Raw genomic sequence first — 11,535 nt, forward strand, 5'->3', positions numbered from 1 at the left:
GAGGTACCCCCACCCAGGCCGACGAGGAGGCTGGATGTCCGACCGAGCGTCGGCCCCCGTGTCGGACTCGGCCGCCTGGTCGGCCAAGTCGACCAACCGCGCGTTCAGCGCGTTCGCCGTCACCCTTCTGGTGGCCGGCATCGCCTGCGCGGCCATGGTCGCGATCTGGCTCCCCGAGAGGGAGACGCCCTCTCTCTTCTGGATCGGCCCTCTGCTCGTCGTCGGCTTTCTGCTGGCGGAACAGCTCGCGATCAACGTCGACGTCCGCAGCGGCGTCGCGTGGACGATCTCCTTCACCGAGATCCCGCTGGTACTGGGCCTGCTGGTGGCGCCGTTCGAGATCGTGCTCGCCGCGCACGTCGTCGCGGGCGTGGGCACGTTGCTCGGCAGGCGGATCCTGGACAGGGCCGTCTACAACGCGGGCCTCATGTTCATGGAGATCTCCGTGGCGTTCGCCGCCGCCGAGGCCGTGAACCGGATGATCGGCGCCGGCGGTCCGTTCTGGGCGGGCGCGTTCGTCGGAACCATCACCGTGCCGCTCCTCGCGAGCGTGCTGGGCCTCTGCGCGTTGCGCCTCATGGGCAAGTCGATGCGCGTCGGCAACAGCCTTCGTCTCGTGTTGCAGACGCTGGTCGTGGCGCTGCTGAACACCTCGATCGGCCTCGTCGGCTACCAGATCGTCGCCACCACCGACTGGGGCGGCGTCCTCATCATCCTGGTGCTCGCGGGCATCGTGGCCACCTATCTCGCCTACTCCGGGCTGCTGCGCGAACAGCGCGACCTGGAGGCCCTGAGCGAGGTCAGCCTCCGTGTCGCGAGGTCGGGACAGCACGGCACCGGCCCGCGTCAGCCCGACGACGACCTCACCACCGGCGTCGAAGAGGACGAGTGGCAGCTCATCGCGGAACGCATCCGCGAGCAGCTCAACGCCAACAGGGTCGTGCTGCGCCTGCGCACCGATCCGCAGGAAGCCATGATCACCCTCGTCGCCGGCGAACCGCTGCCCGACGAGATGACCGCGACGGACCCGCGTGCCGTCCGCGAAGACCCCGTTCTGCAACTGCCGGGCACGCACGTCCGCTACTACCGCGTGGCCGACGCGACCGAGGACGTCACGGAGGCCCTGCTGCGCCGTGATGCGCAGGAAGCACTGGTCGTCCCGTTGCGCGGCGCGACCCAGCTTCTCGGTGCCGTCGAGGCGCACGACCGGTTGTCCCGCTGGCGTGGTTTCGGCAAGGCCGACATCCAGCTGCTCAGGACCCTGGCCTCGCACCTCGCGACGGCCGTCGACAACCGGCGGCTGCTGGCCCGCCTGCGCCACGACGCCTACCACGACCCGCTGACGGGTCTGCTGAACCGGCCCGGCTTCCGCGAGGCTTGCGCCGAGCCGCTGCGCGAGTCCCAGAGCGGTGTGGTGCTGCGCATCGACCTCGACATCCTGTCGACCGTCTCCGACGCGCTGGGCCAGGCCTGGGGAAACCGGATGGTCGTCGCCGCCGGGCGCCGGCTGCGGGACGCCCTCGGCGCCGACGTGCCGCTGGCTCGCCTGGAGGGTGGCGCGTTCGCCGCGTACCTCGACGACGAGCGTGCGGCCACCGCCCACGAGACCGCGGAACGGTTGCGTGCGGGGCTTTCCGTGCCGTACCCCGTCGACCGGCTGACCGTCGAGGCCTCCGCGGTCGTCGGCTACGCGTCCAAGGCGGACTCCGAGACCGAGGACCCGGATCCCGACGCGTTGCTGCAGCGGGCGGATGTCGCCGTGCGCGCGACGTCCGAAGGCACGCCGGTGAAGGCCTACGCGCCGTCGATGGGCCACCTGTTCCTGCGCCGCTTCCAGCTCGTGACGCAGTTCCGCCAGGCCGTCGAGACCGGCCAGATCTCGGTGCACTACCAGCCGAAGGTCGCCCTGCCGTCACGTCAGGTCGTGGGCGCCGAAGCCTTGGTGCGCTGGACACATCCGGAGTTCGGCCGCGTCGACCCTGACGAGTTCGTGCCCGCCGTCGAGGCCACCGGTCTCGTGGACGTGCTGACCGACTTCGTGATGGATCGAGCGTTGGAACGCGTGCGCCGCTGGCTCGACCGCGGGCTGCGGATGTCCATCGCGGTCAACCTGTCGGTTCGCACTTTGGGCGACGAAGACTTCCCGAATCGCGTCGAGGCCGCCCTGGAGCGCCACGACGTGCCGTCGGGTCTGTTGACCTTCGAACTCACCGAGTCCGGCGTCATGGCCGATCCTGAGCGCGCTCTGCCGGTGCTGCGGCGCCTGCACGCGATAGGCGTCGTGCTGGCGGTCGACGACTTCGGCACCGGCTACTCGTCCTTGGCCTACCTGAGGCAGTTGCCGGTCGACGAGGTGAAGATCGACAAGTCGTTCGTGCTCGGGATGGGCACGGATCTCGGCGACATGGCCGTGGTCCGGTCGATCGTGGAGCTCGGGCACTCGCTCGGTCTCGTGGTCGTCGCCGAGGGCGTCGAGGACGACGCCGCGCGGGATCAGTTGGTGGGCATGGGCTGCGACGTGGCTCAGGGCTACCTGATCTCGCGACCGCTGTCCGAAGATCGCTTCGAGGCCTGGCTGCGCGCCCGAACGGTGCAGGTCAGGGGTGCTCGCGATGAGACGGTGCTCACCTTGGTCCACTAAGAGGACCCCCGGATTTCGTTCTTGGTTGCCGCGTGTTGTAGAGTTCTCCTCGCTCGGCAAGAACGAAAGAGCAAGCCCCTTTAGCTCAGTCGGCAGAGCGTCTCCATGGTAAGGAGAAGGTCTACGGTTCGATTCCGTAAAGGGGCTCCACTACTGGCCGCAGTGCTGAGCGCTGCGGCTTGTAGTTGTGTAAAGCGGTGTAGCTCAGTTGGTAGAGCAAGCGGCTCATAATCGCTGTGTCGCCGGTTCAAGTCCGGCCACCGCTACTCAGCAGGATCCCCGCCGGGCGGTAAGCCCGCACCGGGTGCCTCAATCTGAGGCCGGGGCAAGTGCGCTCTCAGGAAGGCAAGGACCGTGGCTGCAACCGACGTACGCCCGAAGATCACCCTCGCGTGCGAGGAGTGCAAGCACCGGAACTACATCACCAGGAAGAACCGTCGCAACGACCCGGACCGCCTGGAGATCAAGAAGTTCTGCCCGAACTGCAAGACGCACCGCTCGCACAAGGAAACCCGCTGAGCGCGTAGCCACTCTTCGACGAGGCCCGTCCCACATCCGTGGGGCGGGCCTCGTCGCATATAGGCTCACTCGGTGCCTCTCGACCCCGTTTTCATCGGACGCAGTTATCCGCCGTCGCAGCCGTACGACGTGAGCCGCGAGAAGATCCGCGAGTTCGCCGAGGCGATCGGCGCGACCAGCCCGGCCTACCTCGACGCGGAAGCCGCGAAGGCGTTGGGGCACAAGGACGTCATCGCGCCGCCGACGTTCGCCATCGTCGTGTCGATGAAGACGAACGAGACCGTCATGTTCGACCCGGAGCTGAAGCTCGACTACAGCCGCGTCGTGCACGGCGACCAGAACTTCACGCACCACCGCGCCATCACCGCGGGCGACCAGCTCGTGTGCGTGGCGCACATCGACGCCATCACGTCCCGCATGGGCAACGACATGGTGACCGTGCGGACCGAGATCACCACGGTGGACGGCGAGCCCGTCACCACCGCCAGGTCGATGCTCGTCGTGAGGGGAGAAGACGCGTGACCGTCGAAGTCGGAACGGAACTGCCGGCGCTGTCCGTGCGCCTCAAGCGCGACGACCTGGTCCGCTACGCGGGCGCCTCGCTGGACTTCAACCCCATCCACTGGAACGAGAAGACCGCGAAGGACGTCGGCCTGCCGGACGTGATCGCGCACGGCATGCTGACCATGGCCGTGGCCTCGCGGATCGTCGCGGAGTGGATCGGCGACCCCGGTGCGATCGTCGAGTACGGCTGCCGGTTCGGCAGGCCCGTCGTGGTGCCCAACGACGACGAGGGCGCGCTGGTCGAGGTCACGGCGAAGGTCACCAAGGACTTCGAGGACGGAACTGTGAAGGTCAACATCACCGCGGCTTTTGAGGGCAAGTCGGTGTTGACAGGCGCTTTCGCCCGCGTGCGCGTCGCTTGATCTTGTGATCAAGAACACCACCGGGCGATCCGGTCCGGTGGTGTTTGTGGTGCTCAAGGGAGATTCGGGTCCGGTCGGCACCTCGGTTGCACGACCCTGATTCGTCTTCTCCGCCGGCGTGTGGGTAGGCTGTGCGACAGGCCGCTCGGCAAGTGCTTGAGCGGTCTGGTTGGAATGGACGGGACAGGCTCCCGTACACTTCCTGCTTGGCCAGGGGATCCCAGCTGGGGTCTCAAAGGGGTGTAGCTCAACTGGCAGAGCAGCGGTCTCCAAAACCGCAGGTTGCAGGTTCAAGTCCTGTCGCCCCTGCTGTCGAAGCGCGTCATGGGTGGAGTGGAGGCACGGCATGAGCGAGGGCCGCGAGCAGGACCAGCCGGAGGAGCGCGAAGGCGCTGTCCGGCCGTCCACTGCTGCGGCGCGACGTGAACGTCGTGCCTCCTCCCGCCCGGCCGCCCGCAAGGACGGCAGCAGCGCTGAGTCGAAGAAGAGCGTCGCCAAGTCCGAGGAGTCGGACGAGGACGCGAAGAAGGGTCGCCCGACCAAGACCCGTGAAGGGCAGGAGAAGCGTCCCTCGCTGATCGGGCGAGGCTTCCGCTACCTCCGCGAGGTCGTCAGCGAACTCCGCAAGGTGATCTGGCCGACGCGCAAGCAGCTCGTCACCTACACCGGCGTCGTGCTGGTGTTCGTGGTCTTCATGGTTGCGCTGGTGTGGGCTCTCGACCTCGGCTTCGGCGCGGCTGTTTTCGAGTTGTTCGGCTAAGCCGCACAGCTGCCGCTGCAATCAGGAAGCGAGATCCACAGTGACCTCCGATAACGGCGTCGACGCCCAGGAGAAGACCGACCTCATCGACGACGAGGTGTCCGAGGACACCGCTGCCGACGAGACGGTCGAGTCGGAGGCTGTGGACTCCGAGGCCACTGACACCGCGGACGAGTCCGACGAGGCCGTCGCCTCCGAGGACGGCGACGTTCTCGCGATCGACGAGACGCCGATCGACGAAGAGCCCGAGGACCCCGCCGAAGAGCTGCGCCAGGCCCTGCGCCGCGCGCCCGGCGACTGGTACGTCGTGCACTCGTACGCGGGTTACGAGAACAAGGTCAAGGCGAACCTCGAGACTCGTATCCACACGCTCGACATGGAGGACTACATCTTCCAGGTCGAGGTGCCGACCGAAGAGGTCACCGAGATCAAGAACGGCCAGCGCAAGCTGGTGCAGCGCAAGGTGCTGCCCGGCTACATCCTGGTCCGCATGGAGCTCACCGACGCGTCCTGGAGCGCCGTCCGCAACACGCCGGGCGTCACCGGGTTCGTCGGAGCCACCTCGAAGCCCTCGCCCCTCACGATCGACGAGGTGCTGAAGTTCCTGCTCCCGCAGCAGGAGCAGAAGCCGGCCGAGGGCAAGAAGGCCGCCTCCACCACCGTGTCGAAGCCGACCATCGAGGTCGACTTCGAGGTCGGCGAGTCGGTCACCGTCATGGACGGCCCGTTCGCCACGCTGCCCGCCACCATCAGCGAGGTCAACGCGGACGGCCAGAAGCTGAAGGTCCTGGTGTCGATCTTCGGCCGGGAGACGCCGGTCGAGCTGTCGTTCAGCCAGGTCTCCAAGATCTGAGCGGTCTCCTTCACCGGATGACCGATCGGCCACGCTGCGGCTGGCAGAGCCGCGCGCGGACACTGCAATAACAGGAAGTACGGACAATGCCTCCCAAGAAGAAGAAGCTGTCAGCGATCATCAAGCTGCAGATCAAGGCTGGTGCCGCCAACCCGGCGCCTCCCGTTGGTCCCGCGCTGGGTCAGCACGGCGTCAACATCATGGAGTTCTGCAAGGCCTACAACGCCGCGACCGAGTCGCAGCGCGGTCAGGTCGTGCCGGTTGAGATCTCCGTGTACGAAGACCGCTCGTTCGACTTCAAGCTGAAGACCCCTCCGGCCGCGCGACTCATCCTCGCCGCCGCTGGTGTCGACAAGGGATCGGGCGAGCCCCACCGCGTCAAGGTCGCCAAGGTGACCATGGAGCAGGTGCGCAGCATCGCCCAGGTCAAGATGGTCGACCTGAACGCGAACGACATCGACCAGGCCGCGAAGATCATCGCCGGCACCGCCCGTTCCATGGGCATCACGGTCGAAGGCTGACCACACCCTCTTTTAGCAAGCGTGGGAGAGCCGAGCGCGGCTCATTCACCACGAACTGATCCACGAAGGACAGAGTTATGAAGCGCAGCAAGGCCTACAAGGCCGCATCAGAGCTGGTGGACCGGGAGCGGCTGTACTCGCCGCTCGAGGCCGCCAAGCTCGCCAAGGAAACGTCCAAGGTGAAGCTGGACGCGACCGTCGAGGTCGCGATGTGCCTCGGCGTCGACCCTCGCAAGGCCGACCAGATGGTCCGCGGCACCGTGAATCTGCCGCACGGTACGGGCAAGACCGCCCGCGTGATCGTCTTCGCAACCGGTGACAAGGCCGCTGAGGCCGAGGCCGCCGGTGCGGACGCCGTTGGCTCCGAGGACCTGATCGAGCGCATCCAGGGTGGCTGGCTCGACTTCGACGCCGCGATCGCGACCCCCGACCAGATGGCGAAGGTCGGTCGCATCGCCCGCATCCTGGGCCCGCGTGGCCTGATGCCGAACCCGAAGACGGGCACCGTGACCCCCGAGGTCGCGAAGGCCGTCAACGAGATCAAGGGCGGAAAGATCAACTTCCGCGTTGACAAGCAGGCCAACCTGCACTTCGTCATCGGCAAGGTGTCGTTCGACTCCGAGAAGCTGGTCGAGAACTACGCGGCCGCGCTGGACGAGATCCTCCGCGCGAAGCCGTCCGCGGCCAAGGGCCGGTACGTCAAGAAGGTCGTCGTCTCCACGACGATGGGTCCTGGCATCCCGGTCGACCCGAACCGCACCCGCAACCTGCTGGTGGACGAGGCCTGAGCCTCCCCGGTTCGTTAGCTAGCTGAGAAAGGCCCCCGGTTCGCCGGGGGCCTTTCTGCTGTCTCAGTGCTGGAACGTCTGCCGGTAGTCGCTCGGGGACTTCCCCACCAGCTTCAGGAAGTGGTGGCGGAGGTTGTTGGCCGTGCCGATGCCGCTCAGGCCCGCGATCTTCTCCACGGACAGGCTGGTGGATTCCAGCAACGCCTGCGCCCGCGCGACGCGTTCGTTGAGCAGCCACTGCAACGGTGTCGTGCCGGTCGCGGCCTGGAGCTTGCGGTAGAAGGTCCGCGGGCTCATCGCGGCCCTGCGGGCCAGGTCGTCGATGGTCAGCGGCTCGTCGAGACGGGTGCGTGCCCAGTCGAGTGCCGATTCCAGACTTTCGCTGTTGTCCGGCGGGACCGACAGGTCGATGACCTGGCTCCGGCTTCCCGGGCGGTGTCCCGGCACGATCATCCGGCGGGCCAGTTGGTCGGCGACGTGGGCGCCCAGGTCGCGGCGCACCAGGTGCAGGCAGAGGTCGAGCCCGGCGGTCATTCCCGCGCTGGTCAGCACGTCCCCCTCGTCGACGTAGAGCACCGAGTCGTCGACCTCGATCTTCGGATGGCGCTCGGCCAGCAGAGCGGTGTGCATCCAGTGCGCGGTCGCTCTGCGACCGTCGAGCAGGCCGGCAGCGGCCAGTGCGTAGGCCCCGACGCACTGGGAGACGATCCGCGCACCGTTGTCGTGGGCCTTGCGCAGTGCGGAGACCAGCTCTGGTGGCACGGGTGCGTTGTCCTCGATCACCTCTTCCGGCACCCACGACACGAAGACGGTGTCCGCGTGCACGACGTCATCGAGGGTGTGGGTGGTGTGCAGGGTGAATCCGGGACCGGTGCCTCGCGTGCTGGATCCGGTTCCGCACAACCACAACTCGTACCAGGGGTCGGCGAGGTCGGGTTGTGGCGTACCGAAGACCGCGGCGGGGATGCCCAGCTCGTAGAGGTCGGCGACGCCGAAGTCGCTGGGCACGATCAGGGCGACGGAGCCGGCACTCATGGGATCCAGCCTATGGCAGGAATTTGGTGACAGGGGTCATTCCGGTCACTGGTTGAGTTGATCACGCGCGGCGAAGCTGGACCCATGACTTCTGAAGCGATCACCGTGCTGGGGCTGGGCAATCTTGGACGCGCGCTCGCGGAGACGTTTCTGCGCGCGGACCGTGCTGTGACGGTCTGGAACCGTTCTGCCGCAAAGGCCGAGGGACTCGCGGCGACCGTCGCCGGCACCGCGGCGGACGCGGTGGCGGCGAGTGGGCTCGTGGTCGTCGCGATGCTCGATCATCAAGCGGCACAACAGGTTCTGACTGGCGTGGACGTACGCGGGAAGGCGTTGGTGAACCTCACCTCCGGCACTCCTGGCGACGCTCGCGAGCTGGCTGGGTGGGCTGCGGCGAACGGGGCCGAGTACCTGCACGGCGCGGTGTACGCGGTGCCCCAGACGATCGGCACCGATGCGTCGTCGATCATCTACAGCGGATCCGCGGTTGTGCACGAGCAGTGGCAGAAGTCGTTGGCGGAGCTGGGAAAGGTCACGTTCCTCGGGGATGACGCCGGTCGTGCCTCCGGGTACGACGTGGCGATCCTGTCCGGGATGTACGGGCTGCTCGGCGGGTTCCTGCACGCGACAGCGCTGGCGCGGGCCAACGGGATCGAGGCCGGTGAGCTCACGCCGATGTTGTTGTCGTGGTTGACCGATCTTCAGCCTGCGCTGACCATGTTCGCGGGGGAGATCGACGGCGGGAGTTACGCCGGTGGCGAGTCGAGCCTGGCGATGAACCAGTCCGGGCTGGCCACGTTGATCCGTGCGGCTGAGGCGCAGGGTGTGCCGTTCGCCGGGCTCGACGCGTTCAAGGCGCTGGTCGATCGGCAGGTTGCCGAAGGGCGCGGGGAGGAGAGCCTCGCCCGCGCCGTCGAGTCGTTCTAGCTGCAGGTGCTTTCGGACCAGTCGGTGATGACCCAGCCCGCGTTGATCTTCTCCACGACGAACGTGCCGAGGCGCGGGCCGCCCTCGACGGTCAGGGCGCAGGAGTCGATGGTGACCTTGGTGGTGGTCGGGGTCTTGAGCATGTCCGGCGGGAACATGACCTGCTGGTACTTGTCGACGCTGGTGACCTTGGACTTCAGGGTCTTGACCGCGGCCGCGCAATCGCTTGCACCTTGGGCGTTCGCGAACTTCTGCCGGGTGTCGTCGCGCAGGAAGAGCGTGCAGGCGCGGGTCGTGTCGGCGAACGACACGTGCTTGTAGAACATGCCGACGGTGCCCTGCAGGCCGGCCGGTGCTGCCAGACCCTGTGCCGCGCCCGTCACGCCGCCGCTGTTGCTGGCGATGTCGCCGGGATCGTCGACGCCGAAGAAGTGGTTGTAGGCCCAGACCGCGGAGAAGACGACGAGCAGGAAGAACAGCGCCCGCCAGAAGATGCTGCTGCCGAGCACGACGAGCCACCAGCGCTTGCCGCCGGGTTGCTTCGGGGCCTGGGGTGCCTGGCCCGTCGCCTCCTGGTAGCGCTGGTACTCCTGGAAGCGCTGGAACTCCTGGAACTGCCGCAGCTGCTCCGGATCCACCTGCGGGGCGGGCGGCTGCGGCTGCTGCGGCTGGCGGGGCGCGAGGTCCTTGCCGGGCTCGTCGGTCACAGGTCACATCATGCCGATTTGGAACGGCGGTACACAGTCGAGTACTGTTTTGCCTGGTTCTACCGAAGACCGCAGGTGTTCTCCCCAGGGAGAGCGAAGGCCCCGTTGCAACACGGGCGGCCCGCGCAGGGAGGACGAGGTCAGTCTTACGACGCCCCGTGCTGCTTGTGCGCGAGGGCGTTTTTGTTGTTTCGGAGCCTTCTCACCGGGTCTAACCCAGCCCAGAGAGGAGGCGATCATGGCGAAGCCCACGAAGGTTACGGCGGTCGCTGAGCTCGCGGATTCGTTCCGCACCAGCTCGGCAGCGGTTGTCACTGAGTACCGTGGCCTCTCCATGGCGCAGCTCACCACGCTGCGTCGCGCTCTCGGCGCGGGCACCAAGTACACCGTCGCGAAGAACACGCTCGTCAAGCTCGCTGCCGCGGACGCCGGTGTGGAGGGCCTCGAGGCTCTTCTGTCCGGTCCGACCGCCATCGCGTTCGTCGAGGGCGAGCCCGTGGACGCCGCCAAGGCGATCCGCGACTTCGCGAAGGACAACAAGGCCCTGATCATCAAGGGCGGCTACATGGATGGCCGCCCGCTCTCGGTCGACGAGGTCGCCGCTATCGCGGACCTCGAAACCCGTGAGGTGCTGCTCGCGAAGCTCGCGGGCGCGATGAAGGGCAACCTGGCCAAGGCCGCGGGTCTGTTCAACGCCCCGGCTTCCCAGGTCGCTCGCCTGGCTGCTGCCCTGCAGGAGAAGAAGGCCGCCGCGGCTCCCGCCGCCGAAGCCGACGCTCCCGCCGAAAGCTGATCACCCAAAGACACGCCCGACGCTTTCGCGCGGGAGATTAGAAAGGACCGCCGATCATGGCGAAGCTCAGCACCGAAGAGCTGCTCGACGCGTTCAAGGAGATGACCCTCCTCGAGCTGTCCGAGTTCGTGAAGCAGTTCGAGACGACCTTCGAGGTCACCGCCGCGGCGCCCGTCGCCGTTGCTGCCGCCGGCCCCGCCGCGGCTGCCGAAGAGGCCGAGGAGCAGACGGACTTCAACGTCGTCCTCGAGTCCGCCGGCGAGAAGAAGATCCAGGTCATCAAGGTCGTCCGCGAGGTCGTCTCTGGTCTGGGCCTGAAGGAGGCCAAGGAGCTCGTCGAGTCGGCTCCGAAGGCGATCCTCGAGGGCGTGGCGAAGGACGTTGCCGACGCCGCCAAGGAGAAGCTCGAGGCTGCGGGCGCCAAGATCACCGTCAAGTGATCTCAGCCCCTGTTGGGGCTGGCGTTTTGCCTTGTAGTGCTTGAACGGGCGTGTATCCCCTTTGTTGGGGGTGCACGCCCGTTTTGCGTTCCGCGGCTTTGTGTTGTGGGTCGCCTTGCGGGCGGCCTGCTTGCGTTGCGTGCTTCCCCTGGGGGCTCTGCCCCCAGACCCCCGGCAATCTGATCGGGGGGGGTCCGCGCCACGCGTGGGTTGATGGCACGCCTGTTGCGTTGGGCGGCTGCCTGTTTCGTAGTTTGGGTGCGTTGGCGGTGGGTCCCGTCACGAGCCGCACCAAGAGCGGGCCACATGCGTGAAGGGGTGTCAAACGGACGAAAAGCGTGTCCGTTTGACACCCCTTCACGCATGCAGCAAGTGCTGTGGTGCGACTCGTGACGGGACCCACCGCCGGGCCCGTTCGGTAAGGACGGCTCGCCTTCGGCTTCGCGGTGGTCTGTGTTTGGGGTCACATTGGTCTCGTAATTATCGGTTGGCGGGCAGTGGTCTAGGGGCTCGTGACCGTTTTGCGAGGTCACCCTGTGTGGTGTTATCTGAACGCAACCGCCATTAGGCCAACTGGTGAGTAACCTGCCGCGAACGAACTCGTTGCCCAGGTGTGACGCCGATC

13 protein-coding genes and 3 tRNA genes are annotated in these 11,535 nt (G+C 67.0%); 14 read left to right on the forward strand and 2 right to left on the reverse strand.

Annotated elements, in window-relative coordinates:
* Positions 1 to 34 precede the first annotated feature (34 nt).
* The 11 genes from SK854_RS21575 to rplA all read left to right on the forward strand — a co-directional run bounded on the left by SK854_RS21575 (position 35) and on the right by rplA (position 7,008).
* Positions 35 to 2,641 carry a putative bifunctional diguanylate cyclase/phosphodiesterase gene (locus SK854_RS21575; RefSeq protein WP_319976886.1) on the forward strand — a complete coding sequence of 869 codons (2,607 nt, stop codon included), beginning with the start codon at positions 35 to 37 and terminating at the stop codon, positions 2,639 to 2,641.
* A gap of 74 nt (positions 2,642 to 2,715) precedes the next feature.
* Positions 2,716 to 2,791, forward strand: a tRNA-Thr gene (locus SK854_RS21580).
* Between the two features lie 43 nt (positions 2,792 to 2,834).
* A tRNA-Met gene (locus SK854_RS21585) sits at positions 2,835 to 2,907 on the forward strand.
* 88 nt (positions 2,908 to 2,995) lie between these two features.
* The gene (gene rpmG, locus SK854_RS21590) at positions 2,996 to 3,160 is read left to right on the forward strand and encodes a 50S ribosomal protein L33 (protein ID WP_319976887.1); all 165 of its coding nucleotides are present in this window, start codon (positions 2,996 to 2,998) and stop codon (positions 3,158 to 3,160) included.
* 72 nt (positions 3,161 to 3,232) lie between these two features.
* Complete coding sequence (locus SK854_RS21595; protein ID WP_319976888.1) at positions 3,233 to 3,682, forward strand: MaoC family dehydratase N-terminal domain-containing protein; 450 nt, start codon at positions 3,233 to 3,235, stop codon at positions 3,680 to 3,682.
* Entirely contained in the window at positions 3,679 to 4,086 is a 408-nt protein-coding gene (locus tag SK854_RS21600) for a MaoC/PaaZ C-terminal domain-containing protein (RefSeq protein WP_319976889.1), read from the forward strand. Before SK854_RS21595 ends, SK854_RS21600 begins: the two co-directional genes overlap by 4 nt.
* Positions 4,087 to 4,322: 236 nt before the next feature.
* Positions 4,323 to 4,395 (forward strand) — tRNA-Trp (locus SK854_RS21605).
* Between the two features lie 37 nt (positions 4,396 to 4,432).
* Positions 4,433 to 4,846: a preprotein translocase subunit SecE gene (gene secE / locus SK854_RS21610; RefSeq protein ID WP_319976890.1), complete on the forward strand. Its 414-nt coding sequence runs from the start codon at positions 4,433 to 4,435 to the stop codon at positions 4,844 to 4,846.
* Positions 4,847 to 4,886: 40 nt separating this feature from the next.
* Complete coding sequence (gene nusG, locus SK854_RS21615; RefSeq protein WP_319976891.1) at positions 4,887 to 5,699, forward strand: transcription termination/antitermination protein NusG; 813 nt, start codon at positions 4,887 to 4,889, stop codon at positions 5,697 to 5,699.
* An 86-nt stretch (positions 5,700 to 5,785) separates the two neighbouring features.
* A complete protein-coding gene (gene rplK / locus SK854_RS21620; protein ID WP_030478269.1) occupies positions 5,786 to 6,220 on the forward strand; it encodes a 50S ribosomal protein L11 in 435 nt (144 codons plus the stop codon).
* Between the two features lie 77 nt (positions 6,221 to 6,297).
* Positions 6,298 to 7,008 carry a 50S ribosomal protein L1 gene (gene rplA / locus SK854_RS21625; RefSeq protein WP_319976892.1) on the forward strand — a complete coding sequence of 237 codons (711 nt, stop codon included), beginning with the start codon at positions 6,298 to 6,300 and terminating at the stop codon, positions 7,006 to 7,008.
* Between the two features lie 63 nt (positions 7,009 to 7,071).
* Here the strand turns inward: rplA and SK854_RS21630 are convergent, their stop codons facing one another.
* Positions 7,072 to 8,043, reverse strand: coding sequence for a helix-turn-helix domain-containing protein (locus tag SK854_RS21630; protein WP_319976893.1), 972 nt, complete (start codon positions 8,041 to 8,043; stop codon positions 7,072 to 7,074).
* A gap of 84 nt (positions 8,044 to 8,127) precedes the next feature.
* Here SK854_RS21630 and SK854_RS21635 point away from each other — a divergent pair, with 84 nt between their 5' ends.
* Positions 8,128 to 8,970, forward strand: a complete 843-nt coding sequence (locus tag SK854_RS21635; RefSeq protein WP_319976894.1) for an NAD(P)-dependent oxidoreductase — start codon at positions 8,128 to 8,130, stop codon at positions 8,968 to 8,970.
* Here SK854_RS21635 and SK854_RS21640 read toward each other — a convergent pair.
* Positions 8,967 to 9,677, reverse strand: coding sequence for a hypothetical protein (locus SK854_RS21640; RefSeq protein ID WP_319976895.1), 711 nt, complete (start codon positions 9,675 to 9,677; stop codon positions 8,967 to 8,969). The two genes, SK854_RS21635 and SK854_RS21640, sit on opposite strands and share 4 nt — an antisense overlap.
* 238 nt (positions 9,678 to 9,915) lie before the next feature.
* Here SK854_RS21640 and rplJ point away from each other — a divergent pair, with 238 nt between their 5' ends.
* Both rplJ and rplL read left to right on the forward strand, forming a co-directional pair.
* Positions 9,916 to 10,470 carry a 50S ribosomal protein L10 gene (gene rplJ / locus SK854_RS21645; protein ID WP_319976896.1) on the forward strand — a complete coding sequence of 185 codons (555 nt, stop codon included), beginning with the start codon at positions 9,916 to 9,918 and terminating at the stop codon, positions 10,468 to 10,470.
* Between the two features lie 56 nt (positions 10,471 to 10,526).
* A complete protein-coding gene (rplL, locus tag SK854_RS21650; RefSeq protein ID WP_090065888.1) occupies positions 10,527 to 10,910 on the forward strand; it encodes a 50S ribosomal protein L7/L12 in 384 nt (127 codons plus the stop codon).
* The last annotated feature ends 625 nt before the right edge of the window (positions 10,911 to 11,535 follow it).

This window comes from Lentzea sokolovensis (assembly GCF_033949975.1).
Classification (GTDB): domain Bacteria; phylum Actinomycetota; class Actinomycetes; order Mycobacteriales; family Pseudonocardiaceae; genus Lentzea; species Lentzea sokolovensis.